This is a genomic window from Ensifer sp. 22521, from assembly GCF_052044795.1.
GTDB lineage: Bacteria > Pseudomonadota > Alphaproteobacteria > Rhizobiales > Rhizobiaceae > Ensifer.
Window position 1 is genome coordinate 173,242 of sequence record NZ_JBQENM010000001.1, and the last position, 25,830, is coordinate 199,071.

Here is a 25,830-nt window from a genome sequence, read left to right on the forward strand (position 1 = left end):
TTCGCCGGCAGCGGAGCGTCGTCGCCCGCATTCTGCTGACCGAGCTGCGGAGACGCGGCAATGACGGCGGTTGAGACCCCCTATCATCGCATCGGCCTCGAGATGCCCGCCGTGACGGGTAACGTCGATCTGTTGACGGGGCTCGGTAATTCCCGATGCCTGCGCCAGACCGTGCTGGATCTCGCCAGGGAGCGTGCCAGCGATCCCGCGCCCTTCACCATCGGCCTTGCCAATATCGATGGTTTCAAGCCGATCAATGACCTGTTCGGGCCGGCGGCTGGTGACGAGATCCTCTGCCAGGTGGCCTACCGGCTGAAAGCCTGCGCGCCCGAGGGGGCGACGATCACCCGTTCGGAAAGTGACGAGTTCGCCTTCGTCCTGCCGCTCGTCTTCGAGCGCAAGGGGGCGGAGAAGGTCGGGCAGATGTTGAAGGAGGTGCTGTCGGCGCCCTTCGATCTCGGCGACCGCCATGTGCGTCTGTCCGCGTCCTTCGGATTTGCGGTCTACCCCTTTGCCGGAGAAGTGTTCGAGGATCTGCTGAAGAGCGCAGATACAGCACTCTATCGTTCGAAGCGGCGCGGCCGTGGCCAGATCACCGTCTATTCGCAGGAAATCGCTCAGGAAATGAAGCGCGCAACGCAGCTCGAGCAGGCGCTGCGCAATGCCATCATCGCCAATGAGGTCGACGTGCATTTCCAGCCGATCGTCGATCTGCGCAATGATGCAGTCGTCGGTTTCGAAGCCCTGGCGCGCTGGTGCGACGCCGATCTCGGCTATGTTTCCCCGGCTGTTTTCGTGCCGCTTGCTGAGGAGCGCGGGTTTATCGAATCTCTCGCTGAAGTGCTGTTGCGCAAGGCGGCGCATGCGGCGCTCTCCTGGCCGAAGGAGCTTTTCCTCTCCTTCAATCTTTCCTCGGCGCAGCTCATGGATCCGGCGACCAGCCACCGGTTGCTGTCGATCATCCATCAGATCGGCCTCGATCCCAGGCGATTGGAACTGGAGATCACCGAGACGGCTGTCATGGCCGATGCCGACATCGCCCAGAAGATCGTTGCGGAACTGCGTGCCGCCGGCGTGCGCGTCTCGCTCGACGACTTCGGCACCGGGCAGTCGAGCCTGGGTCGCCTTCGCGATTTTTCTTTCGACAAGGTCAAGATCGATCGCGCCTTCGTCTCGCGCATTTCCGCCGACCGTGCTTCGGAACACATCATCAAGGCGATCGTCTCGATGTGCGAGGGCCTCGAACTGGAAGTCGTCGCTGAAGGCATCGAGGACTTTTCCGAAGCCTTGAAGCTGAAGGCGCTCGGTTGCGGCCTCGGGCAGGGCTACTTCTATGGAAAACCGGCCGATGCCGTGGCGACGATGCGGTACCTTTCCGATCGTTATAGCGGTGTTTCGGTCCAGGCCTGATCGGTCTATTCACCGGTTCCCGAGAGCGCCACGCGATCCCGCCGCCCCTCTTCCAACAACCAGTCGCGGACCCGTTTTGCCTGGGCGTTGAGTTCGCGTGACCGCGGCCAGACGACATAAAAGGCGAGACCGGTCTTGAGCACGTGTCCGGCGACCGGCATCAGGGCGCCGGAGCGGATCTGCGGGTTGATCAGGTGTTCCCAGCCGAGCGCCACGCCTTCGCCCGCGAGCACCGCCTGCATGACCAGAACATAATCGTTGATCGTCAGGCGGCGTGCCTGCTTGGGATAGGTGAGGCCGGCGCTCGCAAACCATTCGGTCCAGTCGCAGGCCCGTCGCACCGGTTCCTCGAGATGAATGAGGTTGTGCCGCTGCAGGTCGGCTGCGGTCCCCGGCAGCCCGTGCTCCTCGATATAGGCCGGCGTTGCGACGGCGTTGACGACCTCCTCGGCGAGCTGGGCGGCATGATAGCGCGGCCAGTGGCTGGGGTCGCCGCCGCGGATGCCGAGCGGGATCGGATCCTCCTCAAGATCGAGATCGCGCACGCTCGTCTGGATGCGGAGGTCGATCTCCGGCAGGTCCTCGCGCATGCGGTTGAGGCGCGGCAGCATCCACATCGAGGCAAAGGCGGTCGACGCCGCAAGCGTTACGTTGGTTTCGCGGCCCTTGGCGCGGATTTCCTCCGCCGACTTCTGAATGCGCGACAGACCGACCGACACGTCGGCGTGAAATTTCTCCCCCGCCTCGGTCAGTTCCACCGCCCGGTGCACGCGGTGAAACAGCGGCACGCCCAGCTGGTCTTCGAGGCCGCGGATGGCGTAGGAGACCGCCGCCTGCGTCATGCCGAGCTCGCTTGCGGCTCGGGTGAAGTTCTGGTGACGGCCGGCCGCCTCGAAAACGATGAGGCTGGCGGCGGAGGGAAGCAGGCGGCGCAGGTTTTCCATAAATCATGCTTATCGCATGGCTCGAATTTTTCCAGCGTTACAATGGAATTTTTCGTCAATAGCATCATCTCAGGTGATGGGAGTATGTGAAAATGGACACAGTACTGGCAGCAGGCGAGGCGGCACCGAGACGGACGCGGGGCTCAAGACCGCAACGGCGCGAAGGCGCGGGCCGAAGCCTCGGCGTTCCCTACATCGTCCGCAACATCCCGACCTACGATATCCTCGGCGAAGAGAGCCTGCTGCGTATCGAAGCGGTCGCCGATCGTATCCTTGCCGAGGTCGGCATCGAGTTCCGCGACGACCCCGAGGCGCTCGACCATTGGAAGCGGTCCGGCGCCAAGATCGATGGCGTGCGCGTAACCTTCGAGCCCGGCATGCTCAAGGAAATCGTCGCCTCGGCACCACGGCAGTTCACACAGCACGCCCGCAATCCCGCCCGCAATGTCGAGATCGGCGGCAACAACGTCGTCTTCTCCCCGGCCTATGGGTCGCCCTTCGTCATGGATCTCGACAAGGGCCGGCGCTACGGCACGATCGAGGACTTCCGCAATTTGATCAAGCTGGCGCAATCGAGCCCATGGCTGCACCATTCCGGCGGCACTATCTGCGAGCCGGTCGATGTGCCCGTCAACAAGCGCCACCTCGACATGGTCTACAGCCACATCAAATATTCCGACCGCGCCTTCATGGGTTCGATCACGGCCGAAGAGCGGGCCGCGGACTCGATCGAGATGGCACGCATTCTTTTCGGCCGCGATTTCGTCGACCGCAACTGCGTCATCCTCGGCAACGTCAACGTCAACTCGCCGCTGGTCTGGGACGGGACGATGACGAAATCGTTGCGCGCCTATGCGCGCGCAAACCAGGCGGCGGTCATCGTGCCCTTTATTCTGGGCGGCGCCATGGGGCCGGTCACCAATGCCGGCGCCATCGCCCAGTCCTATGCCGAAACGCTCGCCGGCTGTGCGCTGACCCAGCTCGAACGCAAGGGTGCACCGGTCATTTTCGGCAATTTCCTGTCGTCCATGTCGCTACGCTCGGGTTCGCCGACCTTCGGCACGCCGGAGCCGGCGATCGGCAGCATGGTCGTCGGCCAGCTCGCACGCCGGCTCGGCCTGCCGCTGCGCTGCGCCGGCAACTTCTCCAATTCGAAGCTGCCCGACGCGCAGGCGATGCAGGAAGGCGCGATGTCGATGCTGTCGGCGGTGCATTGCGGCGCCAATTTCATTCTGCATTCGGCCGGTTTCGTCGATGGGCTGCTCGCCATGTCCTACGAGAAGTTTGTCATGGACACGGACTTCTGCGGCGCGCTGCATTCCTATCTCGCCGGCGTCGTCGTCGACGACAACACGCTGGCGATGGACGCCTTCCTGCAGGTCGGTCCCGGCAGCCACTTCCTCGGTTGCGATCACACCATGCGCAATTACCAGACGGCCTTCTGGGATTCGGCGCTCTCCGACAACGAACCGTTCGAGAAGTGGGTCGAGGAGGGCGAGACCGATATGGCAACACGCGCCAACCGCGCCTGGAAGAAGACGCTTGCCGAATACGAAGCGCCGCCGCTGGACGTGGCGCTCGACGAGGCGCTGATCGATTATGTCACGCGCCGCAAGGAGAGCATGGCGGATGCCTGGTACTGACGAAACCGGCACGATCCGTCGCGTCTCAAGGAATATGAAATGACACTATCGAAAGACCCGCTGCTCCAGCCCTATCGCCTCAAGCATCTGACGCTCAAGAACCGGATCATGTCGACGGCGCACGAGCCGGCCTATTCCGAAGACGGCATGCCGAAGGATCGCTACAGGCTTTATCACCTGGAAAAGGCCAAGGGCGGCATGGCGCTGACGATGACCGCGGGCTCGGCGATCGTGTCTGAGGATTCGCCGCCGGCTTTTGGCAATCTCTACGCCTATTCGGACGAGATCGTGCCGTGGCTGAAGAAGATCGCCGACGACTGTCACGAGCATGATTGCGCGGTGATGATCCAGCTCACCCATCTCGGGCGCCGCACCGGCTGGAACAAGGGTGACTGGCTGCCAGTTCTCTCCGCATCGCCGGTGCGTGAAGCCGCGCACCGCTCCTTTCCCAAGGAGATCGAGGACTGGGATATCGAGCGTATCGTCGGCGACTATGCGGCGGCCGCCGCGCGCATGCAGGCCGCCGGCCTCGACGGCATCGAGCTCGAGGCCTATGGCCACCTGATGGATGGCTTCTGGTCACCGGCGACGAACCATCGTGACGACGATTTCGGCGGCTCGCTCGACAACCGGCTGCGGTTCACCAACATGGTGCTCGACGCAATCCGCGCCTCCGTCGGCGCGGATTTCATCGTCGGCATCCGCATGGTCGCAGACGAGGATTGGGACAAGGGGCTCTCAAAGGAGGAGGGCATCGAAATCGCCCGGCGGCTGGCGGGTTCCGGCAGGGTCGACTTCCTCAACATCATTCGAGGCCATATCGATCATGACGCGCCGTTGACCAAGGTCATTCCGATCCAGGGCATGGCCGCATCGCCGCATCTCGATTTCGCCGGCGAGGTGAGGGCGGCGACGAAGTTTCCGGTCTTTCATGCCGCGCGCATCGCCGATGTCGCGACCGCCCGCCACGCGATTGCCGAAGGCAAGCTCGACATGGTCGGCATGACCCGCGCCCATATCGCCGACCCGCATATCGTCCGGAAGATCGAAGAGGGCAGGGAGGCGGAAATCCGTCCCTGCGTTGGCGCGACCTACTGTCTCGACCGTATCTATGAAGGCGGCGGGGCGCTCTGTATCCACAATGCGGCCACCGGGCGCGAGGCGATCGTGCCGCACGTCATCCGGAAGAGCGAAGGGCCGAAACGCAAGGCGGTCGTCGTCGGCGCCGGTCCGGCTGGGCTCGAAGCTGCCCGGGTGCTTGCCGAGCGCGGCCACCAGGTCGAGGTGCTGGAGGCGACGGGAGCAGCCGGCGGCCAGATATTGCTGGCGCAGCGCAATCCGCGGCGCCGCGAACTGATCGGCATCATCGACTGGCGGCTGGCCGAGCTGGAGCGGTTGGGCGTTCCAATCCACTACAACGTCTTTGCCGGGGTGGACGACATAGAGGAACGTGCCCCTGATCTCGTCGTGGTGGCGACCGGCGGTATTGCGCAAAATCCTGCGCTCGATGCAGGCGACAACCTCGTCGTGTCGAGCTGGGATATCATAGCCGGAGCTGTGAAGCCGGAAGGCCCGGTGCTGCTCTACGACGACAACGGTGCCCATAGCGGCATGACGGCTGCCGAACTGATCGCGCGTGCCGGCGTCGAGCTCGAGATCGTTTCGCCCGAGCGCATGTTCGCGCCGGAGATCGGTGGCATGAACCATGTGCCCTATGCGGCCGCCTTCGCCGAGAAGAATGTGCGGGTGACGATCAACACGCGGCTCAGATCCGTTCGGCGCGACGGCAATGGGCTGATTGCAACGCTGGGGTCGGACTTCTCTGAGAAAGCCGTCGTCGAACGGCGCGTGGCCCAGGTCGTGGTCGAGCACGGTACGTTGCCGATGGATGAGCTCTATCGTGAACTGAAACCGCTGTCGCGCAATCTGGGCGCGGTCGATTACAAGGCCCTGCTTCGCGGGGAGAACCCGATCCCGCAGCGAAACCCCGCGGCCGGCTTCGACATGTTCCGGATCGGCGACGCCGTGTCCAGTCGCAACATCCATGCGGGCATCTATGACGCCCTTCGGTATGGAGTGCTCGTCTGAGCAAAGCCCGTTTGAACAAGGAAAGAGCGGCGATGGGTACCGCCGCTCTCTGTAGGTGCACTGAAGACAGCCTGATACTGATTACTGCTGCGGCTGAGCCGGTGCCGTGCCCGTCGAAGAGGTCGTCGAGGTGTCAACCGGCTGGTTGGCGTTCTGCTCGGCCACCTGCTGCGCCTTTGTCTTGAACTCCGGAGCCGCCTTCAGCGTGTCGGCGGTTTCCGTCGTTGTCAGCTTCAATGCGTCCGTATTGGGCTGTTCGGCGATCGCGATGCGATCAAACGGGACCGCAACATTCTTTTCGCCCAGACCCAGGAAGCCACCGACGCCGATCACGGCCGCCTCGACGGCACCATCCTTCTTGATGATCAGGTCGTTGATCTCACCGATGCTCTCGTCACCGGCATTGTAGACGGTCTGGCCCATATAGGTGCTGGCTGCAATCTGGTCGCTCGCCTGCTCGGTCAGATAGGTGGCATCCGACTTCGCGACGTCGGCAGGTGCTTCACCTGCGGCCGGAGGCGTCGTCGTCTGAGCCTCGTTAGCCGGAGCTTCCGTGGTCGGTGCCGGCTGCATGGTCTGCGTCTGGTCGGGCTGAGGCTGCGTCGTATCCTGGGTGTAAGCTACCGGGGCGACAGCAAGACCCGCGAAGAGCGCGCCAGCCGCGACGGTTGTTACGAGTTTCTTAGTCATGTCAAACTGCCTTTCCTTGACGTTTCAGATCAAGGTACGGGCCTGGCTGCTGTCGCCAGATCCACCGCACCGGTGATATGACGTCAACGCCTAAGCGCCCAAACGGTTCCGGAAAAAACAGTCAAAATCTCAATGGGTAAGGCCGCACTTGCGTTCATCCCCGATGTCCTTTGGAACTTAGCGGGAGATTACCGGCCAATTTTTCACGGGAATCGTCTTTATATTCTGAACTCAGGTATTTTAGAGGTTTATAATGGTCTTCTATTCGTTGACGGATTCTTGATTGTTCTTGCAGATACTTCCCTGAACACAGGATATAGAACGCAGAGGTGCTTCGTCCTGTCATCCTGGACGACATCACCATGTTTCTGCCGCGGCGCTTTCTTTCGGTCTCCCTCCTGTCTGTCCTGGCGATGGCCGCTCTCGTTTCCATCGAGCGCAACCTTTTCGGCGCTCGCTATTTTTCCGAGCGTGCGCCTCAGGTTCAGCCCTATAACCTCTGGCATGCCTGGGTCGCGCTCAGCCTGTCGCTCGCCGCGGTTCAGGGGTTCACCCGCGATGTCTCCAGGCTCGGAGAGCCGGTGCTCCGGCTGGCCTCGCGTCGCGAGCTGTGGATCTGCGTGGCGACATGGACGCTTGCGACGCTCATGGCACTGGTCTTCGCGATCGATCCGAACGTCTTCAGTGTCCTGGCGCGCGAGGACGGCCTGATCGAGTGGTCGTCCGCCCTGCTGATCTTCATCGTCAGCGGGTTCCTTGCCGCAGCGGCCACAGGCCAGCTTCGTGCAGCCCTCGCCGGGGGAGAGCGGCTTGCGTGGATCGCCGCAAGCGCCGCGGCGCTTCTGAGCGCCGGCTTCTTCGTGATTGGCATGGAGGAGATATCCTGGATGCAGCGCATCTTCGGCATCTCAACGCCGGAAGGGCTCCTGGCCGTCAACAAGCAGCAGGAGTTGAACCTGCACAACATTTCAACCGGCTTTTCCGAGTTGCTCTACTACACCGGCAGTTTCGTGCTGCTGACGCTTGCGCCCTTCATTTGGCTCCACCTTCGCAAGGGCGTGAGCCTTGGCCGGCTCGACGCCTTCGCGCCGGGCGTGCTCGTGCTGGTGGCAAGTGCGCCTATGGCCGCCTTCAACAGCGACAACTGGAGCATACTGCCGACGCAGATGATGGTGATGATGACCGTGATCATGCTGCTGGTGATTGCGGATATCGCGTTGAAGGCGGGTCACTGGCGCGAGTTCATCGTGCTGACGATCGGCGCCGTCCTGATTGTTGCCATCCAGGAGCTGTTTATCCTGCAGGCTTCACTGCTCGTTCGGCTCTGGGACCCGACCGAATACAAGGAGTTCTTCATTGCCCTTGGTCTGGCGCTTTACGGCGTTCAGATCTGGTCGCGTCTGCGTTCGCCCGTCACGGCATCGGCTGCAACACGCCCCTTCAATTCGCATCCGCTTGCCGGATAAAAATACCCCGCCGGAGTGGCGGGGTATCTGAACACTTCGCGAATTACCGTTGCGACGCGTCGTCGTCAGTGGCTTTCGCGCAGAACCTCGCTGCCGCTGCCGCCGACGAGGAAATCCAGGTCTGCGCCCTTGTCGGCCTGCAGCACCGTATCCTGGTAGAGCTTGTAGTAGCCGCGCGTCCATTTCTGCGGCGGCGCCTGCCAGGCAGCCATGCGCGTCGCAAACTCTTCCTCGCTGATCATCAGGTTGAGTTCGCCCTTCATCGCGTCGAGGCGGATACGATCGCCGGTTTTGACGATGGCGAGCGGCCCGCCGGCATTCGATTCCGGGCTGACATGCAAGACCACGGTGCCGAAGGCGGTGCCGGACATGCGGGCATCCGAAACGCGCACCATATCGCGCACGCCTTTTTCCACCAGCCGCCGCGGGATCGGCATGTTGCCGACCTCGGCCATGCCCGGATAGCCCTTGGGCCCGCAGCCCTTGAGCACGAGAATGGTGTCCTCGGTCACCGGCAGATCAGGATCGTCGATCTTCGCCTTCAGTTCCTCGATCGTTTCGAAGACATAGGCCGGGCCCTCGTGTACGAGCAGATGCTCGCTCGCAGCCGACGGCTTGATGACAGCACCGTTCGGCGCAAGGTTGCCCTTGAGCACGCGGATGCCGGCGGCCGCCCTGAGCGGATTATCGAGGGGACGGATGACGTCGTCGTTGTAGACCTCGGCATCTTCCCAATACTTGCTGATCGGCACGCCGAAGACCGTCGGCGCATCGGCATGCAGCAGATGCTGGATGCGGTTCATCACGGCCGGCAGGCCGCCGGCATAGGCGAGATCTTCGATCAGATACTTGCCCGACGGCATGCAGTTGACGATGCACGGAACCTGGCTGCCGACCCGGTCGAAATCCTCGAGACAGAGATCGACGCCGGCGCGCCCGGCAATCGCCAGCATGTGGACGACCGCATTGGTCGAACCGCCGACGGCGGCATTGGCGATGATGCCGTTTTCGAAGTTCTTCTTGGTCAGCACCTTCGACAGGCGCAGGTCCTCATGCACCATCTCGACGATGCGTTTGCCGGTCATGTGCGACAGCGCCATGCGGCGGGCGTCGACGGCCGGAAGCGCCGCATTGGTCGGCAACGACAGGCCCATCGCCTCGACGATCGAGGCCATGGTGGTGGCCGTGCCCATCGTCATGCACACGCCCGGCGACCGCGACATGCCGCTTTCGGCCGCCATGAATTCCTGCAGGCTCATTTCGCCGGCGCGCACGGCCTCGGAGAACTTCCAGACATCCGTGCCGGAGCCGATGTCCTTGCCCTTCCATTTGCCGTTGAGCATCGGTCCGGAGGAGACGACGATGGTCGGCAGGTCGACGGAGGCAGCGCCCATCAGCTGGCCTGGCGTCGTCTTGTCGCAGCCGCCGAGCAGAACCACGCCGTCGATGCCATAGGCGCGGATCGCCTCTTCGACGTCCATCGCGAGCAGGTTGCGGAAGAGCATCGCGGTCGGGCGCATCTGCGTCTCGCCGAGCGAGGAGACCGGGAACTCGACCGGGAAGCCGCCGGCTTCCCAGACGCCACGCTTCACCCCTTCGGCAAGGATGCGAAGGTGGCTGTTGCAGGGCGTCAGTTCCGACCAGGTGTTGCAGATACCGATGATCGGACGGCCGTCGAAAACGTGGTCCGGAAATCCCTGGTTCTTCATCCAGGAGCGATGGATAAATCCATCCTTGTCGGTGCCGCCGTACCAGTGACGGCTGCGCAGTTCTTTCTTCTTGTCGCTCATGCGAGCTTCCTCCTCACCATGCGATGAAACGCGTGGCCGAATTGTATGACTTTTTATTGGCGCTTCGCCAAGAGGTTAGTCGCGCTTCCGCTCAGAGGCGGAACGATGGTTCAAACCGGCCCTTGACGCTGATGCCGAGATCGAAGGTCTTGCCGGCATGCGGATCGGCCGCGCGCGCTGCATCGTCCAGGTCTTGCCAGGCGGATGTCACCAGCATGCGGTCGGCCTTCGCCCCGATGAAGGCTGTGCAGCTCGGCTGCGTTGCCGGCATCGCGTAGCGCGCGATCCGTGCACCGTCGGGCCTGTAGACGTCGACCCTGCCGCTGCCCCAGCGGGCATTCCATATCAGACCATCGGCATCGCACACGGAGCCGTCGATGCCACCGGCTTCGCCACTGCTGTCGACAAGCAGGGTGGGCTCGCCCTTCGGCAGCCCGGTCTCGGCATCGATATCGACGCGCATCAGGTGGTTAATGTCGGTGTCGACGAAGTAGGCGATCGTCCCATCCGGCGAAAAGCAGATGCTGTTGGGAATGGTGATCCTGTCGTAGAGCTTCGTCACCTTCGTGCCGGCGACGTGATAGATCGCGCCGGCGCCCTTCTCGGCGCTGCGGCCCATGGTGCCGATCCACAACGAACCGGAAGCGTGCACGCGGCCGTCGTTTGAGCGATTGCCGGGCTTGTCCTCAAGCGTGGTCAGGAGGCTGAAGGTGCCTGTCTGCGTATCCCTGAGGAAAAGCCCCTGATCGGAGGCAATCAGTTGCCGGGATGGATCGATGACGGCAAGCACGCTGCCGAGGAATGGCAGGTTATGTACAGCCTTGCGGCCGGTTTCGAGATGTAGCTCATGCAGTTCCTGGCCCTTGATGTTGAACCACCAGGCGGTGCCGCTGACGGGGTCATAGGTCGGGCCTTCCCCGAGAATCGAGGGCGATTCGCAAAGGATGCTGCCGGAAAAAGGAATGGTATCGCTCATCAGCGTGCTCCGTAGACGGCGTCATAGGCCTTGATCGTTGCGACGGCGCGTTCGCGGACTTCGGCGCCGCTCATGCCCGGCTTGTAGAGGCTCGAGCCGAGGCCGAAGCTGCGAATGCCGGCCTTGGCGTAGTCGCCGAAGTTGGCATCGGAAACGCCACCGACGGCGGCAATCTCGAGGTCGGGCGGCAGGATCGCGCGGATCGCGGTAATGCCCGATGGCCCGAGCACGCTTGCCGGGAAGAACTTGAGGCCGGTCGCGCCCGCTGCCGCGGCCGAAAGCGCCTCGGTCGGGGTGAGCACGCCGGGCATGGTAACCATGCCCTTCTGTGCCGCAAGCGAAATCACCGCCGGTTCGACGTTCGGGCTGACCATCAATTGGCCCCCGACATCGGCAAGCTGCTCCACCTGTGCCGTCGTCAGCACCGTGCCGGCGCCGATCAGGCAATTTTCCGGTGCCATTTTCACCGCCGTCTCGATCGAGCGGAACGGATCGGGGGAGTTCAGCGGGATCTCGATCGCAGTGAAGCCGGTTTCGATCAGCGCCCCGACGACGCCTTCGGTCTCCTCGGGCTTGAGGCCACGCAGGATCGCGATCAGCGGGTACTTCATCGGCGGGAAGGGAATGCGGGTCATGAGCTTGTCTTTCGTTCAGAGAGGCCAGATCGCCTGGGCGGCGGTCGAAAGGCCGGCGCGGACTGCCGTGTCGGCGTCGACGACCCGAAGCGGGCGGTCGAGGCTTTCAAGCGCGGCTTGATAAAGTGTACCGAGTGAACCGGAGGCCACGAGGCAGATGCTGTCGATCGTCTTGGCTGACGCCAGCGCGCCGGCGATCTCAAGGCCGATCAACGTGCCCGACAACAAGGCCTTGGCGTCGGTCGCACTGGCGCCGTGCAGCAATTGTCCGGCGCGCGCGCCGAAGACCAAGCTGGTCCCCAAGGCGGGATTGGTGCGTGCCTCGGCTACCGCCGCCGCGAAGGCAGGGTGATCGCCGGAAAACGCATGGGCATCTGCGATCGAGTGGCTGAGGATCGAGTGCTTCGAAATCACGTCGAACAGTTCGCCGGTCATGAAAGTGGAAAAGCCGCTAACGGCGCCGTCTTCGAGGCGAACCCATTTGCTGTGCGTGCCCGGCATGCAGACGAGGTGTCGGCCGCGGCCGAGTTCGCCGGCAGCGCCGAGCAATTGCGTCTCCTCGCCGCGCATGACGTCCGGGTGCCGCATGTCGCGTTGCGCGAGACCCGGCAGGATGCGGATGTCACGATCGCGATCCGGCACCGCAACCGCATGGGAAGCGATGTCGGCAAGGGCCGCGGGGGTATCAATATAGCCGGCCTCGACCCAGCCCTGCTTGGCGCCGGCCATGCCGCAGATGATCGCCGGCAGGTGGCTCGGCGCGTCGACGGCAGCGAGGTGGCGTTCCAGGATCGTGTGGAAACCGGCCTTGCTGGCGGTCGTCATGCCTTCGCCGCTGCGGCGTTCGGCAAGCACCGAGCCATCCTCGCCGATGATCCACAGTCGGAAACTCGTCGTTCCCCAGTCGACTGCCGCATAATAGGCTGCCGTCATCACAGTGCGCCTCCATCGATGATCATTGTTTGCGCCGTCATGCCCGCGGAGCAGTCCGACGCGAGGTAAAGGCAGGGCCCGACGAGATCGTCGGCGGTTAGGCTGCGTTTCAGGCACTGCCTTTCCTGCATCTCGGCGATCGCCACGTCGTTCAGCCACAGCCGCTTCTGCCGTTCGGTGACGATCATGCCGGGCAGGATTGCGTTGACGCGGATATTGTCGGGCCCGAGCCTGCCGGCGAGCGATTTGGTCAGACCGACGATACCGGCCTTCGCCGTGGCATAGGCTGGAATCTCGCCCATGTTGAGCAGAAAGGCGATCGAGGAGAAATTGACGATCGAACCGCCGCCCGCTTGCCGCATGTGCGGCACGATCGACTGGCTCATGAAGAAGAGGTGCCTGAGATTGACGGCCTGGCTTTCGTCCCAGATCTCTTCAGTCACGGCTTCCAATGCCTGGCGATCATCGCGCGCCGCATTGTTGACGAGCACATGGATCGCACCGAGCGATGCTGCCGCCGCTTCCGCCGTATGACGCACCGCTTCGATATCGCGCAGGTCGCCGGGGATGAAATGCGGCTTGTAGCCCGTTTGATCAGCAAGCCGTTCGACGAGCTCGGCACTTGCCCGCTCGTCGATATCGGCGAAGGCGACCCGCGCGCCCTGGCGCACGAAACCCTCGACCAGGGCCGCGCCGATGCCCGAGCCGCCGCCGGTTACCAGCACGCAGCGGTCGCGCAAATCGTGAAATTGTGCCTTGGGCGCCGGCATGTCCCTCATTCCCTCGTAAGACCGTTCTAAGCGTATGATTGTTCCATTATTTGGAACTTGATTTTAGTATGTGGAATTATCGTTTCGAAGCGTCTATCTTGTCAAGATCAGGCGCGCGACGCGACGCCACTTGAAGACAAGCGAACGACGATGACAAACGACATGATGGTGGCGGACGAGGGGCGAGGGGAGGCCGGTACCGGCACGCTCGGCAAGGCGATTGCCGTGCTGGAAGCGGTGGTCACGGCAGACGGCCCGCAGCGCTTTACCGATATTCTTGCCCGATCCGGCCAGCCGCGCGGCACATTGCACCGGTTGCTCAGCCACCTCGTCGAGGAAGGGCTGCTCATTCAGCGCCGGGATCTCTCCTATGAGCCCGGCCTCCGGCTGCTGACGCTTGCCTATCGTTCCTGGTCTGCCAACCGCTTTCGCGACGTTGCCGAACCGCACCTGCAGCGCCTGCACGAATTGACCGGCGAGACCGTGCATCTCGGCATCCTGCGCGAAACGGAGATCGTCTATGTCGACAAGGTCGAGAGCCGTCAGACGGTGCGCATGAGCTCGCAGATCGGCAAGGCCTCGCCCGCCTATTGCACCGGCATCGGCAAGGCGGCGTTGTCCTTGCTGGCGCAGCCGGTGCTGAAGCATGTGCTGGCGAGAACCGCGTTTCATCCTTTCACTTCGCACACGCATCGTTCGGCGGCGACGCTGCTGGCGGAAGTCGAAGAGATCAGGCGCGACGGCCATGCCTTCGATTGCGAGGAGCATGAAGCGGAAATTCGTTGCGTGGCTGCACCCATTGCTATCCCCGGTAGCGAGCTTGCGGCGGGGATATCGGTGACGGGGCCGGCCTACAGGGTGAGCATGGAGCAACTGGTGGCTTGGGCGGCACCTGTGCGCGAAGCGGCTCGGGCGATTGCCGAGGAGGCCGCGATCCGGCTTGGGCCCGGACGTGGTGGACCTTGAATTCACTTTACGGTAAATTAGAAACATCGACTAGACGCGGCGCGTCAAGCTCGGTAGCTTTAATATATCAGACTCAGGTTCGTGGATGGTCTTAGTCTGGTTTGGTTTTGGTATTTGTAGAATTTTTGACGTGGTCTTCATGCGGCGTCAGCGGCCGGCCTTTCTTTGGCGCCGGATGTGGAGAAGGGCGGAAGATGATCGATTTCAGCGCGAATTTGTCGTCGTTGACGCTTCCTGATGGGCGGAGCATCAGGGGGCCGATCTGTTGCGAAGAAGACTTTCGGCGAGTGATCGCCCAGGTAGCGGATGCCTATGGCTTCCGCGGCTTTCTGGTTCTTGCGGTTCCGGACACGGGCTGCAGCAGCCTGACGGCCAACGCACTTATGACCAATTATCCGACCGCGTTCTTGCAGGGGTATGACAGCGCGGGCCTGATTAGTGGCAGCCCGGTGATCCAGCGCCTGCGCCGCAGCACCATTCCCTTCACCTATGACGCGCATCAGCTGGCGCGCCGTCGGTCCGACGGCAAGGGCGATGCGGCCATTTGTGTCTTCGAACAGGCGAACATGCCGCGCGGCCTCTATCTGCCGGTACATGATGCGAGCGGCCATCGCGCGGCCATCGCTTTTGGCGGTGATCGTTCCGTCGTCTCGAACGATGAGTTGCAGGAACTCAATCTGTGGGCGGGCCTGCTCTATAGCAAGTACATGGAAGTTCGCGACCGCGATCGGCGCGGGCCGGGCAGTCTTTCGCGCCGCGAGGTGGAGTGCCTGCGCTGGGCGGCTGCCGGCAAGACCACCAGTGAGATGGCGAAAATCCTGGCGCTGTCCGAGTATACGGTCAACCATTACCTCAACCGTGCGACGCGCAAGCTGGACTCGGTCAACCGCGTCCAGACCGTCGCCAAGGCCATGCGCGCCGGTCTCATCAATTGAGATCGGTGCCGGCCGCGCCTGAAGCGAACGGCACTGTCTGCGCTTCGCGAGAGAAATACACAGACTTTTGGGCCGAGGAGGCAGGGAATCTCGATCATCTGTTGGCATTGGCAGGCCGCTCGGTCTATTTGATACTTGATGAATGCCATGGAACGCGCGAATGCAGGATACGATGACGACCGGGATGACTGACGCAGATCTGCCCCGGGGCGGTGATTTCGCGTCCGAGATCGCAAAGCTTGAGACCCAGTTCGATATCATCCGCTATATGCGGCGGATTACGCAGGTCTTCGGCTTCAAGACCTTTCTGATCTGCTCGATCCCCTCGATCGACGTGGAGCGGCTGGCCGCGAGCACGGTCATCTCCAATATGCCGGCGGAACTGCTGAACAAATATGACAGCCTGTCGATGCTGCGCTTCAGCACCGGCGTGCGCCGCCTGCGCGAGACGACGACGCCGTTCCAGGTGACGCTGGACGCCTGGGAAGGCGAGGGCGGCAAGCCGGAGACGGCGGCCGAGTACATCGCGATGCTGCGCGAGAACGGCATCTTCCAGGCAAGCTATTTCCCTGTTCACGACGCCGAGGGTGGCCGCGGCGCGGTCATTCTCATGGGCCCGCTGGTCGAATTGCCGATGACGGTGACCATGGAACTGCAGATGATTGCGATCCATGTCTACAATCGCCTCGCCGAGATCGGCTCTGTGTGGAAGAGCAGCGGCGCGGCGCTTTCGGAGCGCGAGATCCAGTGCCTGAGCTGGACGGCGGCCGGAAAGACCAGTGCCGAGATCGCCGGCATCCTCGGGCTCTCCGAACATACGGTCAATCACTACCTCAATCACGTGACCAAGAAGCTCGACGCCGTGAACCGCACCCAAGCGGTCGTAAAGGCGATGAAGAAGGGCTACATCAGCTAGCCCTCCCGGCGTCGAAGGCCGTTTTCCTCTTCTCGCGTGCCCTCCGTCTCCGTTGCGATCACGAAGGCTGCCGCCCGCGTTCCTTTGCCGCTGAGATCGCCCACCGCCGCGGCTGATTTGCTCCATCCTTGGACGATTTGCAGAGAGGTGCTCAGAATCTGGGCAGATGCTCTGGCCGCATCAGGCGTTGAGAATTTATACATCTATTTGAAATTGCTTGCTATTCTTGCCGAATTTGAATCTGGCACGCATCCTGCATTTCTATTGGCATGTCCAGAGGGGACTAAAAAGAAGACAGCGCCCACGAAGGTCGCGATCGAAAGGGCCACTGCCCGCCTCAAGGTGATCCCGGATGTACGGACACCGGGGTGGACGGTGGCCCTTCCTTTTTCCGTTATGTCGCATTGGCGAAGCGCCCCGCCTCGACTATCTAAGGGATAACAAAAGAATGAGAGGGCGCGATGCCGGAAGTCACGAAAGAAGTGGTCCTTGAGAAGCTGCGCACGGTGCGTGGCCCGGGCATGGAAGGCAACATCGTCGACCTCGGACTTGTGTCTGATGTCTTCATCTCCGATGGCAAGGCCTATTTCTCGATCACCGTGCCGGCCGACCGCGCCAAGGAACTGGAGCCGATGCGGGCCGCAGCCGAGCGCGTCGTGCGCGACATCCCGGGGATCACGGCGGCCATGGTTGCACTGACCGCCGACCGCAAGGCGGCGCCCGCCGGCGCCCCGGTGCAGCGTCCGCAGCCCTCGGCAGCGCCTCATGCCGGCCATTCCCATGCGCCGCGTCCCGCCGGCGGCCCGCCGGCCAAGGCTGGAATTCCGGGCGTCGGCGCCATCATCGCGGTTGCCTCCGGCAAGGGCGGTGTCGGCAAGTCGACGACCTCGGTCAACCTGGCGCTGGCGCTGAAGGCAAATGGCCTGAGGGTTGGCCTGCTCGATGCCGATATCTACGGCCCGTCGATGCCACGCCTTCTGAAGATTTCCGGAAGGCCGCAACAGATCGAAGGGCGCCTTATCCGCCCGATGGAGAATTACGGTCTCAAGGTCATGTCCATGGGCTTCCTCGTCGATGAGGAAGTGGCGATGATCTGGCGCGGACCGATGATCCAGTCGGCCCTGCTGCAGATGCTGCGGGAAGTCGCCTGGGGCGATCTCGATGTGCTGGTCGTCGACATGCCGCCCGGCACGGGCGACGCCCAGCTCACCATGGCCCAGCAGGTGCCGCTCGCCGGCGCCGTCATCGTCTCGACGCCGCAGGATCTCGCCCTGATCGATGCCCGCAAGGGCCTGGCCATGTTCCGCAAGGTGGAAGTCCCGGTTCTCGGCATCGTCGAGAACATGAGCTATTTCATCGCGCCCGACACCGGCAAGCGCTACGATATCTTCGGCCATGGCGGCGCGCGCAAGGAAGCCGAGCGCATCGGCGTCCCGTTCCTCGGCGAAGTGCCCCTGACCATGGGAATTCGCGAAACGTCGGACGCCGGGACACCGCTCGTCGCGTCCGACCCGAGCGGTGAGATCGCGCGTGTCTATCGCGATATCGCCACCAAGGTCTGGGATCAGATATCCGCCGCGCAGCAGGACAAGAGCCGCGCCGCGCCGACCATTGTCTTCGAGTGACGGTTTGCAGGGAGGCCGTCTGGTCTTTCCGGGCCGCGGTTCTCCCCGTTCCGGAACAGGCCGCAACTCAAGGCGCTGCAGCGACTTTGCACGTCAGGCATGACGTGACGCTCGGCACCGAATCGTTTTGCCCTTGATTCGATTTTGATTTAAGCAAACATGCGGTAGGGTGGTGCCGGTATGGCGGCACATGCCCGCGTGCCGGATTGCAAGGGGGCATTGATTTTGCGTTTGCGTTGCGCCATATGCCTTGCCGCACTTGCGAAGGTGCCCAACTTGACGCCCGCTCGCCGGAGATTTTGGCCTCGCGCGATGACTGAGTTGAAGACTTTGTCCTGACTGGCGGAACGCTCCATCCGATGGATCTCTATTGCGGGTATTTTGTGGCGCACGACCTTTCGCCTTCGCGGTTCGGCACGCTGCATGATTGCTTAGATCGGAATCGATTTAAGGATAAAATTATGCAGCCGCTCAATGTGTTACAGCGACCCTTGCGCGTCTCAGAAGACGGGCCGCGCTGTCAGTTTCGCATGACGAGGACGGTCGCATGATCACCGGCTATTGCGCCGATGGGACAGCCGTCGTTCTGACACCGGCCGAACCACCCGAAAAATTGCGTCCCGATGTCATCTGGCTGGATCTGGTCGAGCCCACCAAGGCAGAAGACCTGATGATGGAGAAGCTTCTCGGCATTTCCATCCCAACACGCGACGATCTGAAGGACATCGAACCGTCGAGCCGCCTCTATGTCGAGGAGAGTGCCGTGTTCATGACGGCGTCACTGGTGTTCCGTTCGGATACGGATATCCCTGGACTGACGGATGTCGGCTTCATCCTGTCGGGTGGCCGGCTTGTCACCATCCGCTATGCCGAACCCCGGTCGTTCACCCTCTTCAAGACATCGATGCATCGCTTCCCGGGCGGTTGCCGCGATGGCGCGGTTGTCCTGACCCGGCTTCTGGAAACGGTCGCCGACCGAACCGCCGAGATTCTCGAGCAGGCGGTCACCAAGATCGACGATCTGTCGATCGACGTCTTCAGCGACAAGGCTGCAGGCAAGCGCCGGTCGCCGCATTATCTCGAGGCGCGCTTGCGTGATGTCGCTGGCCATCATCGCCTCGTCGCCAAGACGCGTGACAGCCTTGCCTCGCTCTCGCGCCTGCTGACCTTCGTCTACACTGTTCCGGAGGTGCAGGAAGACAAGGACACGCGCGAACTCTGCCGTTCGATCTCCCGCGACATCCAGTCGCTTTCCGAGCACGCAAGTTTCATTTCCGGCAACATCACCTTCCTGCTTGATGCGTCGCTGGGTCTGATCAACGTCGAGCAGAACGCCATCATCAAGATTTTCTCGATCGCGTCGGTCGTCCTGCTGCCGCCGACCCTGGTCGCTTCGGTCTACGGCATGAACTTCCGCGTTATGCCCGAACTGGAATGGCACTTCGGCTATCCCTGGGCGATTGCGGCGATGGTGATATCGGCCGTCATCCCCTTTTTCTTCTTCCGCTGGAAAGGCTGGCTGTGAACGCCAGTAGGTTTGCATGACCCAACCGCATGCCCCCTCCCACGAGCCGAAGGATCTGCGCCGCCTGCTGATCCTCGGGCTTGGCTCGATCGGTGTCGTCTACGGCGATATCGGCACCAGCCCGCTCTATGCCTTTCGCGAAGCGCTGCGCCCGGTTTCCCACGACGGCGTGACCGACGTGGAGATTATCGGCCTGATCTCGCTGATGATCTGGACGCTGACGATTATCGTCACGATCAAGTACGTGCTGTTCCTGCTGCGCGCCGACAACCAGGGGGAGGGCGGCACGCTGTCGTTGCTCGCTCTTCTGATGAAGTCCGCCAACGGGCACGCATCGATCCTCTTCTTCATGGGGATCGCGGGTGCAGCACTTTTCATCGGTGATGCGATGATCACGCCGGCCTTGTCCGTTCTTTCGGCGGTCGAAGGTCTGAAGCTGGTGACGCCGGCGCTATCGGAATACGTGGTTCCGATCGCGGTGGTCATCCTGCTCATGCTGTTTGCGGTGCAGTCCAAGGGAACGGCGGCCGTCTCCAACTTCTTCGGGCCGATCACGCTGGTCTGGTTCCTGGTGATGGGCTGGATCGGCCTCGTCCACATTTCCGACGACCTGACGATCTTCAAGGCCTTCAATCCTTACTATGCCGTGAGCTTCATGCTGAATGAAGGCTATGTCGGCATCATCGTCCTTGGCGCCGTTTTCCTGACGGTGACGGGTGCCGAGGCGCTCTACGCCGACCTCGGACATTTCGGTCGCCGACCGATCCAATGGGCCTGGTTCCTGGTCGTCTTCCCGGCGCTGACCCTCAACTATCTGGGGCAAGGTGCCTTCGTGCTGCAGAACCCGGAAGCGATGTCCGATCCGTTCTTCCTGATGTTCCCGAAATGGGCGCTGCTACCGGTCGTCATCTTGGCGACGGCGGCGACCATTATTGCCAGCCAGGCAGTGATAACAGGGGCCTTTTCGCTGACGCGTCAGGCGATCCACCTGGGCTTCCTGCCGCGCATGGCGATCTTCCACACGTCGGAGACGCATACGGGTCAGATCTATCTTCCGAACGTCAACACGCTGCTGATGTTCGGCGTCATGGCGCTCGTCTTCGTCTTCGGCTCGTCGGAATCGCTCGCCACCGCCTACGGCATCTCGGTCACCGGCGCGATGGTGGTGACGACGGTGCTTTCGTTCGAGTTCCTGCGCACGCGCTGGAATTGGTCCGGGCTCTGGGCGGCGGCGGTGTTGCTGCCGCTGTTTGGGCTTGAGTTCATCTTCCTCGGCGCCAACATGCTGAAGATCCACGACGGCGGTTACGTGCCGGTGCTGATCGCCGCCACCTTCATCGTCATCATGTGGACCTGGCGGCGCGGAACCGAGATCCTGCACGCCAAGACGCGCCACATCGACATTCCGCTTGCGAGCTTCATCAAGTCGATCGAGCGCAAGAGCGAGCATGCACCGGTGGCCGTTCCCGGCACGGCCGTGTTCCTGACGAGCGATCCGGAATCGACCCCGGCCGCACTGCTCCACAACATCAAGCACAATCATGTGCTGCACAATCAGAACTTCATTCTGACGATCCGTACCGCCAATACACCGAAAGTGCCGAAGTCGGAGCGGGTGAGCATGCAGCCGCTTTCGGATCGCTTCACGCTGCTCGAGATGCGCTTCGGCTTCATGGAAACGCAGAACGTCTCGCAGGCGCTCGGCCTTTTCCGCAAATCGGGGCTGAAGTTCGACATCATGTCGACCTCCTTCTATCTCGGTCGCCGCAAGCTCGTGCCCGATGCCGAATCCGGCATGCCCCATTGGCAGGACCGGCTGTTCATCGCACTGGCCAATGCGGCGATCGACCCCTCGGACTATTTCCGCCTGCCGACCAACCGCGTCGTCGAACTCGGCTCGCACGTCATCATCTGATCCTTGCGTCCCTCAACCTGGTGTACCGGGCAGGGGCTTCGCGCACACAGTCGGATAAAGCGGAGCCGTACCCGGCCGGGGCGGCTCCGTTCGCGTTATGACGGCCGTGTTCTTCAGCGAGGCTGCATTAACTAAACATCAAGGTTAATGCTTCATTTTCAAAGCTCGAACGAAGCGGCTCCGGCGGGGTGTCCGGCCGCCTCATTGTCTTAGCTTCCCGCGCGGAATCTCCGACGCTGGCTTCTTGCCGGCGCGGGCAAAGCCGTGCCGTTCGTCAAGCGTTGCGTGGAGTCGGTTGGTGCGTAAGAGTCGGAACCTGCGTCAAAAGTCTCGCCTGAACGTGTCCACGTGGATGGCGCCTGCAATCATCGGCCTCGCGCTCTATCTCGGCTTCCCTTCCGTTGCGGCCTATGCGGATCTCGCGACCTTTCTCTCCGGCATCAATCGTGGCGGTGAGCGCTGGCGCATGTACATGACGCCGTCGCCGGCGGGCTCGATCCACGAAGTCGAGATGGTCTTTGCCGATCCGATCACGACGGGCGCGCTCGATGGCGGCGCCGGCATCAACATGCCCGACGGCAGCCATGTCGCACTCACGTCCGAGACCAAGCATTCCGGCACGCCAGACGAAGAGCGTATCAACCGCCGCGACAAGAAGGGACGCATCGTCGCCGTCACGCCGATGACGCCGCCCAAGGATTTCAGCGCCGGCTCCATCCTGCAGCGCACGAGTTCCCTCACGGAGCCGCGCTTCGAGGAGGGCGAGAAAATGGTCTTCGCCAAGGCGCGCATCAAGGGCAAGGAGATCGAGATCGCCACGGCCTTCTATGGAAAGAAGCCGCCAAAGGCGGATCCCGGCGTTTCGCCGATGCTGGCCAAGCTCGTGACGAACGACAAGCCCGACATTCTTGCGACTGCTTACGTCCGGCCCGAGCCGGACTATGCGCGTGAATCACCCTTCGATTCGATCCTGCGCGAGGACAAGAACGCTGGCCGCTTCATTCCCGAAATCGCGCCTGACGACCACGCTTGGGCGGCAACGGTGCTGCCCTCGGCCGTATTCAGCAAGGAAGAGCAGGCCTGCCTGGCCGAAGGCATCTATTTCGAAGCGCGCAGCGAGTCGCTCAAGGGCCAGGCGGCCGTCGCTCAAGTGATTCTCAATCGCGTCCGCAATCCGACCTATCCGAAAACCATCTGCGGCGTCGTCTATCAGAACAAGACCTGGCGCAACCGTTGCCAGTTTTCCTTCGCCTGCGACATGATCCGGGACCTGATCTATTCGCGCTCGCACTGGAAAATGGCCAAGGAAGTCGCGATGGCGGTCACGGCCGGCAAGATCTGGCTGCCAGAAGTGGGCTCTGCCACCCATTACCATGCGACCTACGTCAATCCGCCCTGGGCAAAGACGATGAAGCGGGTCGGCAAGATCGGTATGCACATCTTCTACCGGACCTATGGCGGCGGCTGGAGTTGATCGGCGCCTGGCGCGATTCCGCCGTCTTTTCCTGTCTAACCCGTAGAACCGAGATTCCAGCCGACAGAGTGCAGGAATCCTGCGACAACCTTGTCGCGGATCGTGCTTTGCAATTCTAACTATTTGAATTATCGTAATAATATTGTCCACGGTCAAGCTGCCCGCATGCCTTGACTATGCGGGTGCCTAAAACTATGTTGCGCGCGACTTCAAATGGGGCCGAAACGTGGCTTGAACGATGGCCTATTGTATGACCGAAATCGCGGTCTGAGACCCGATCAGGACGGCAAGGGAGTGGCCACGTGGCGGAGAAACCTGAAGAAAGTCTGGAAGCGCGGCTGAAGCAGCTCGGCGATAAGATTGAGGCCAAGAAGCCTCATACGTCTGATGCAGCGGAGGCCCGTGCCGCCGAAAGCCGTAAGGGCTATGCGGCGGCGATGAAGCTGTCGAGCGAATTCATCGCCGGCATCGTTGTCGGCGCGTTTCTGGGCTATCTTTTGGACCACTTTGCGGGTACAGGGCCGTGGGGCATGATCATCCTCCTGCTTCTTGGCTTCTGCGCTGGCGTGCTGAATGTGCTGCGCTCGGCCGGTATGGTGGCAACACCGGAAGCTGGAAGAGGCGGCCCTGAGGATGACAAGAAGGACGGAGACGCCCACTGAGGCGTTGTCCCGAAGAAAACGGTTTCCGCTCTTGGGCGGGCAGAACGAAAGAGAAGCGCGGTGTCAAACGATCCGACCCACCAGTTCCTGGTCAACAAGATTGTCCCGATCGAGATTGGCGGAATTGACTTTTCCTTCACCAATGCGTCGCTGTTCATGGTCGCGACCGTGGGTGCTGCCGCAGGCTTCCTGTATCTGACGACGTCGCAGCGCGGTCTGATCCCGAACCGCATGCAGTCGGTCTCCGAAATGTCCTACGAGTTCATCGCCTCGATGCTGCGCGAAGGCGCCGGCAGCGGCGGCATGAAGTTCTTCCCGATGGTGTTCTCGCTGTTCATGTTCATCCTGACGGCGAACCTGCTCGGCATGTTCCCGTACTTTTTCACGATCACCAGCCAGATCATCGTCACCTTCGCACTGGCGCTGTTTGTGATCGGTACCGTCATTCTCTATGGTTTCTACAAGCACGGTTTCGGTTTCCTGAAGCTTTTCGTGCCGCATGGTGTTCCTGGCGTGCTTCTGCCGCTTGTCGTCGCGATCGAAATCATCTCGTTCCTTTCCCGCCCCATCAGCCTCTCGGTCCGTCTTTTCGCCAACATGCTGGCCGGCCACATCACGCTGAAGGTCTTTGCAGGCTTCGTCACGTCGCTCAGCGCCCTTGGCGCGCTCGGTATCGGTGGCGCGATCCTGCCGCTCATCATGACCGTCGCCATCACCGGTCTTGAGTTCCTCGTCTGCTTCCTCCAGGCCTATGTCTTTGCGGTACTGACCTGCATGTACCTCAACGACGCTGTCCATCCCGGAAGCCACTAAGGAATAACAGTCGCTTGCTTTCGGCCGGCCCTCCGCCGGAAGCACAATCCTAAGCCGCAACACCATTCGAAGGAGTTCAAACATGGAAGCGGAAGCAGCAAAGTACATCGGCGCAGGTCTCGCTTGCCTCGGTATGGCCGGCACGGCTCTCGGCCTCGGCAACATCTTCGGCAGCTACCTGTCCGGCGCACTGCGCAACCCGTCGGCTGCTGACGGTCAGTTCGGCCGCCTCGTATTCGGCTTCGCCGTTACGGAAGCTCTGGGCATCTTCTCGCTGCTCGTAGCCCTGCTCCTCCTCTTCGCCGTCTAATATCGGCTGGAGTTTCGGCCGCGGCCCGTCAAAAGGCCGCGGCCGCGCATATTCTTGAGTGCACCTGGAGGTGAGCATGTTTGTGACCGCGGCCTATGCCCAGCAGTCAACCACCACTGAAGGCGCCGAAGCACACGATGCCGCTGCGGCCGGTGAGGTGCACACCGAAACGGGTGTGGCCCACGAAGGCGAGGCTGGCTCCGGCGTGTTCCCGCCCTTCGATTCGACCCATTTCGCATCGCAGCTGCTTTGGCTCGCGATCACGTTCGGCCTCTTCTATATCCTGATGTCGAAGGTCATCATTCCGCGTATCGGCGGAATTCTCGAAACCCGTCACGATCGGATCGCTCAGGATCTCGATGAAGCGTCCCGCCTCAAGGGCGAAGCCGACGCGGCCATCGCTTCCTACGAGCAGGATCTGGCAACGGCCAAGTCCAAGGGTCACAAGATCGCTGACGACGCTCGCGAATCCGCAAAGGCCAAGGCCAATGCAGACCGCACGGCCGTCGAAGCCGATCTCGCCAAGAAGATTTCGGCTGCGGAAGACCGCATCGCCGACATCAAGGCAAAGGCACTGGCTGACGTCGGCGCCATCGCTGAGGAAACCGCGACCGCTGTCGTCAAGCAGCTGATCGGTGGAACCGTCACCAAGGCCGAGATCACCGCTGCCGTCAAGGCATCGGCCGGTAACTGAGGAGCACTGAACCATGCATCTTGATGCGACCTTCTATGCCCTCGTCGGCCTGATCCTGTTCTTCGTCCTGATCGCCTATCTCAAGGTTCCGGGCATGATCGGCAAGGCGCTCGACGCCCGCGCCGAAAAGATCGGCAACGAGCTGACCGAAGCCAAGCGTCTGCGCGAAGAAGCACAGAGCCTTGTCGCCGAGTACCAGCGCAAGCGTAAGGATGCCGAAGCGGAAGCTGCCGGTATCGTCGCTGCCGCTCAGCGCGAAGCCGAAATGCTGACGGCGGAAGCCAAGCAGAAGACCGAGGAATACGTTGCCCGTCGCACGGCTCTCTCGGAGCAGAAGATCAAGCAGGCTGAAAGCGACGCGATCAACGCCGTCCGTTCCGCTGCCGTCGATCTGGCGATTGCCGCTGCCGAGAAGGTCGTCGCCGCCAAGGCCGACGCCGGTGCACAGAGTGATCTGTTCACGAAGGCGCTTGGCGAAGTCAAGGCACGCCTGAACTAAGCCTCAGGACATTCCGGATTTGAAAAGCCCCGCCCTGTGCGGGGCTTTTTGTTTGGGCCATGCACCGGGTTTGGCTGCAGGCACTGGCTTGCCGGCGATACGCTGGGCGATCGCTGAGACAACAATGCGCATGCCCCCGCTTCACGGCGGG

The 25,830-nt window shown here is 62.1% G+C and carries 23 protein-coding genes; 16 read left to right on the forward strand and 7 right to left on the reverse strand.

Going from position 1 to position 25,830, the window contains the following annotated elements:
• Nucleotides 1-102 precede the first annotated feature (102 nt).
• Entirely contained in the window at nt 103-1,410 is a 1,308-nt protein-coding gene (locus ACTJKE_RS00790) for a putative bifunctional diguanylate cyclase/phosphodiesterase (RefSeq protein ID WP_057251098.1), read from the forward strand.
• Between the two features lie 5 nt (nt 1,411-1,415).
• Here ACTJKE_RS00790 and ACTJKE_RS00795 read toward each other — a convergent pair whose 3' ends face one another.
• On the reverse strand, nt 1,416-2,354 hold the full coding sequence (locus ACTJKE_RS00795; RefSeq protein ID WP_093232032.1) for a LysR substrate-binding domain-containing protein: 939 nt from the start codon (nt 2,352-2,354) through the stop codon (nt 1,416-1,418).
• 92 nt (nt 2,355-2,446) lie between these two features.
• On the opposite strand from ACTJKE_RS00795, the gene ACTJKE_RS00800 reads away from it, so the two are divergent.
• Nucleotides 2,447-3,997 (forward strand): trimethylamine methyltransferase family protein, encoded by a 1,551-nt coding sequence (locus ACTJKE_RS00800; RefSeq protein ID WP_440659874.1) that lies wholly within the window; start codon nt 2,447-2,449, stop codon nt 3,995-3,997.
• 39 nt (nt 3,998-4,036) lie between these two features.
• Nucleotides 4,037-6,085, forward strand: coding sequence for an NADH:flavin oxidoreductase (locus ACTJKE_RS00805; protein ID WP_058325447.1), 2,049 nt, complete (start codon nt 4,037-4,039; stop codon nt 6,083-6,085).
• Nucleotides 6,086-6,166: 81 nt separating this feature from the next.
• Here ACTJKE_RS00805 and ACTJKE_RS00810 read toward each other — a convergent pair whose 3' ends face one another.
• The gene (locus tag ACTJKE_RS00810) at nt 6,167-6,775 is read right to left on the reverse strand and encodes a PRC-barrel domain-containing protein (RefSeq protein ID WP_058320429.1); all 609 of its coding nucleotides are present in this window, start codon (nt 6,773-6,775) and stop codon (nt 6,167-6,169) included.
• Nucleotides 6,776-7,104: 329 nt separating this feature from the next.
• Here ACTJKE_RS00810 and ACTJKE_RS00815 point away from each other — a divergent pair, with 329 nt between their 5' ends.
• Entirely contained in the window at nt 7,105-8,241 is a 1,137-nt protein-coding gene (locus ACTJKE_RS00815; protein ID WP_440659873.1) for a hypothetical protein, read from the forward strand.
• Nucleotides 8,242-8,306: 65 nt separating this feature from the next.
• Here ACTJKE_RS00815 and ACTJKE_RS00820 read toward each other — a convergent pair whose 3' ends face one another.
• From ACTJKE_RS00820 to ACTJKE_RS00840, 5 genes are all read right to left on the reverse strand, one after another.
• A complete protein-coding gene (locus ACTJKE_RS00820; RefSeq protein WP_058320427.1) occupies nt 8,307-10,031 on the reverse strand; it encodes an IlvD/Edd family dehydratase in 1,725 nt (574 codons plus the stop codon).
• A gap of 91 nt (nt 10,032-10,122) precedes the next feature.
• Entirely contained in the window at nt 10,123-11,007 is an 885-nt protein-coding gene (locus ACTJKE_RS00825; protein ID WP_112946296.1) for an SMP-30/gluconolactonase/LRE family protein, read from the reverse strand.
• Nucleotides 11,007-11,642, reverse strand: coding sequence for a 2-dehydro-3-deoxy-6-phosphogalactonate aldolase (locus tag ACTJKE_RS00830; RefSeq protein ID WP_057250833.1), 636 nt, complete (start codon nt 11,640-11,642; stop codon nt 11,007-11,009). Before ACTJKE_RS00830 ends, ACTJKE_RS00825 begins: the two co-directional genes overlap by 1 nt.
• Before the next feature lie 15 nt (nt 11,643-11,657).
• Nucleotides 11,658-12,575 carry a 2-dehydro-3-deoxygalactonokinase gene (locus ACTJKE_RS00835; protein WP_057250831.1) on the reverse strand — a complete coding sequence of 306 codons (918 nt, stop codon included), beginning with the start codon at nt 12,573-12,575 and terminating at the stop codon, nt 11,658-11,660.
• On the reverse strand, nt 12,575-13,345 hold the full coding sequence (locus tag ACTJKE_RS00840; protein ID WP_057251097.1) for an SDR family NAD(P)-dependent oxidoreductase: 771 nt from the start codon (nt 13,343-13,345) through the stop codon (nt 12,575-12,577). Before ACTJKE_RS00840 ends, ACTJKE_RS00835 begins: the two co-directional genes overlap by 1 nt.
• A 150-nt stretch (nt 13,346-13,495) precedes the next feature.
• Between ACTJKE_RS00840 and ACTJKE_RS00845 the strand changes: the two genes are divergently transcribed.
• The 12 genes from ACTJKE_RS00845 to ACTJKE_RS00900 all read left to right on the forward strand — a co-directional run bounded on the left by ACTJKE_RS00845 (nt 13,496) and on the right by ACTJKE_RS00900 (nt 25,679).
• On the forward strand, nt 13,496-14,311 hold the full coding sequence (locus ACTJKE_RS00845; protein WP_162261289.1) for an IclR family transcriptional regulator: 816 nt from the start codon (nt 13,496-13,498) through the stop codon (nt 14,309-14,311).
• Nucleotides 14,312-14,505: 194 nt separating this feature from the next.
• The gene (locus ACTJKE_RS00850; RefSeq protein WP_440659871.1) at nt 14,506-15,246 is read left to right on the forward strand and encodes a LuxR family transcriptional regulator; all 741 of its coding nucleotides are present in this window, start codon (nt 14,506-14,508) and stop codon (nt 15,244-15,246) included.
• A 142-nt stretch (nt 15,247-15,388) separates the two neighbouring features.
• Entirely contained in the window at nt 15,389-16,162 is a 774-nt protein-coding gene (locus tag ACTJKE_RS00855) for a LuxR family transcriptional regulator (RefSeq protein WP_057250827.1), read from the forward strand.
• 461 nt (nt 16,163-16,623) lie between these two features.
• Nucleotides 16,624-17,787 (forward strand): Mrp/NBP35 family ATP-binding protein, encoded by a 1,164-nt coding sequence (locus tag ACTJKE_RS00860; protein WP_110878044.1) that lies wholly within the window; start codon nt 16,624-16,626, stop codon nt 17,785-17,787.
• Between the two features lie 547 nt (nt 17,788-18,334).
• The gene (locus ACTJKE_RS00865; protein ID WP_093232039.1) at nt 18,335-19,312 is read left to right on the forward strand and encodes a magnesium transporter CorA family protein; all 978 of its coding nucleotides are present in this window, start codon (nt 18,335-18,337) and stop codon (nt 19,310-19,312) included.
• Between the two features lie 16 nt (nt 19,313-19,328).
• On the forward strand, nt 19,329-21,227 hold the full coding sequence (locus tag ACTJKE_RS00870; RefSeq protein WP_057250821.1) for a potassium transporter Kup: 1,899 nt from the start codon (nt 19,329-19,331) through the stop codon (nt 21,225-21,227).
• Nucleotides 21,228-21,579: 352 nt separating this feature from the next.
• The gene (locus ACTJKE_RS00875; RefSeq protein WP_057250819.1) at nt 21,580-22,701 is read left to right on the forward strand and encodes a cell wall hydrolase; all 1,122 of its coding nucleotides are present in this window, start codon (nt 21,580-21,582) and stop codon (nt 22,699-22,701) included.
• Between the two features lie 302 nt (nt 22,702-23,003).
• Entirely contained in the window at nt 23,004-23,363 is a 360-nt protein-coding gene (locus ACTJKE_RS00880) for an AtpZ/AtpI family protein (RefSeq protein ID WP_057250817.1), read from the forward strand.
• Nucleotides 23,364-23,423: 60 nt separating this feature from the next.
• Nucleotides 23,424-24,176, forward strand: a complete 753-nt coding sequence (locus tag ACTJKE_RS00885) for a F0F1 ATP synthase subunit A (protein ID WP_057250816.1) — start codon at nt 23,424-23,426, stop codon at nt 24,174-24,176.
• A gap of 82 nt (nt 24,177-24,258) precedes the next feature.
• Complete coding sequence (locus ACTJKE_RS00890) at nt 24,259-24,486, forward strand: F0F1 ATP synthase subunit C (RefSeq protein ID WP_025426100.1); 228 nt, start codon at nt 24,259-24,261, stop codon at nt 24,484-24,486.
• A 76-nt stretch (nt 24,487-24,562) separates the two neighbouring features.
• The gene (locus ACTJKE_RS00895) at nt 24,563-25,180 is read left to right on the forward strand and encodes a F0F1 ATP synthase subunit B (RefSeq protein WP_057250814.1); all 618 of its coding nucleotides are present in this window, start codon (nt 24,563-24,565) and stop codon (nt 25,178-25,180) included.
• Between the two features lie 13 nt (nt 25,181-25,193).
• Entirely contained in the window at nt 25,194-25,679 is a 486-nt protein-coding gene (locus ACTJKE_RS00900) for a F0F1 ATP synthase subunit B (protein WP_057250812.1), read from the forward strand.
• The last annotated feature ends 151 nt before the right edge of the window (nt 25,680-25,830 follow it).

Excerpts from the sequence above, each read along its gene's own strand:
- ACTJKE_RS00790 (WP_057251098.1), top strand. The coding sequence starts at position 103 with ATGCCCGCCGTGACGGGTAACGTCGATCTGTTGACGGGGCTCGGTAAT.
- ACTJKE_RS00795 (WP_093232032.1), bottom strand. The coding sequence starts at position 2,354 with ATGGAAAACCTGCGCCGCCTGCTTCCCTCCGCCGCCAGCCTCATCGTT.
- ACTJKE_RS00800 (WP_440659874.1), top strand. The coding sequence starts at position 2,447 with ATGGACACAGTACTGGCAGCAGGCGAGGCGGCACCGAGACGGACGCGG.
- ACTJKE_RS00805 (WP_058325447.1), top strand. The coding sequence starts at position 4,037 with ATGACACTATCGAAAGACCCGCTGCTCCAGCCCTATCGCCTCAAGCAT.
- ACTJKE_RS00810 (WP_058320429.1), bottom strand. The coding sequence starts at position 6,775 with ATGACTAAGAAACTCGTAACAACCGTCGCGGCTGGCGCGCTCTTCGCG.
- ACTJKE_RS00820 (WP_058320427.1), bottom strand. The coding sequence starts at position 10,031 with ATGAGCGACAAGAAGAAAGAACTGCGCAGCCGTCACTGGTACGGCGGC.
- ACTJKE_RS00825 (WP_112946296.1), bottom strand. The coding sequence starts at position 11,007 with ATGAGCGATACCATTCCTTTTTCCGGCAGCATCCTTTGCGAATCGCCC.
- ACTJKE_RS00830 (WP_057250833.1), bottom strand. The coding sequence starts at position 11,642 with ATGACCCGCATTCCCTTCCCGCCGATGAAGTACCCGCTGATCGCGATC.
- ACTJKE_RS00835 (WP_057250831.1), bottom strand. The coding sequence starts at position 12,575 with ATGACGGCAGCCTATTATGCGGCAGTCGACTGGGGAACGACGAGTTTC.
- ACTJKE_RS00840 (WP_057251097.1), bottom strand. The coding sequence starts at position 13,345 with ATGCCGGCGCCCAAGGCACAATTTCACGATTTGCGCGACCGCTGCGTG.
- ACTJKE_RS00845 (WP_162261289.1), top strand. The coding sequence starts at position 13,496 with ATGACAAACGACATGATGGTGGCGGACGAGGGGCGAGGGGAGGCCGGT.
- ACTJKE_RS00850 (WP_440659871.1), top strand. The coding sequence starts at position 14,506 with ATGATCGATTTCAGCGCGAATTTGTCGTCGTTGACGCTTCCTGATGGG.
- ACTJKE_RS00855 (WP_057250827.1), top strand. The coding sequence starts at position 15,389 with ATGCCATGGAACGCGCGAATGCAGGATACGATGACGACCGGGATGACT.
- ACTJKE_RS00860 (WP_110878044.1), top strand. The coding sequence starts at position 16,624 with ATGCCGGAAGTCACGAAAGAAGTGGTCCTTGAGAAGCTGCGCACGGTG.
- ACTJKE_RS00865 (WP_093232039.1), top strand. The coding sequence starts at position 18,335 with ATGATCACCGGCTATTGCGCCGATGGGACAGCCGTCGTTCTGACACCG.
- ACTJKE_RS00870 (WP_057250821.1), top strand. The coding sequence starts at position 19,329 with ATGACCCAACCGCATGCCCCCTCCCACGAGCCGAAGGATCTGCGCCGC.
- ACTJKE_RS00875 (WP_057250819.1), top strand. The coding sequence starts at position 21,580 with ATGGCGCCTGCAATCATCGGCCTCGCGCTCTATCTCGGCTTCCCTTCC.
- ACTJKE_RS00890 (WP_025426100.1), top strand. The coding sequence starts at position 24,259 with ATGGAAGCGGAAGCAGCAAAGTACATCGGCGCAGGTCTCGCTTGCCTC.
- ACTJKE_RS00895 (WP_057250814.1), top strand. The coding sequence starts at position 24,563 with ATGTTTGTGACCGCGGCCTATGCCCAGCAGTCAACCACCACTGAAGGC.
- ACTJKE_RS00900 (WP_057250812.1), top strand. The coding sequence starts at position 25,194 with ATGCATCTTGATGCGACCTTCTATGCCCTCGTCGGCCTGATCCTGTTC.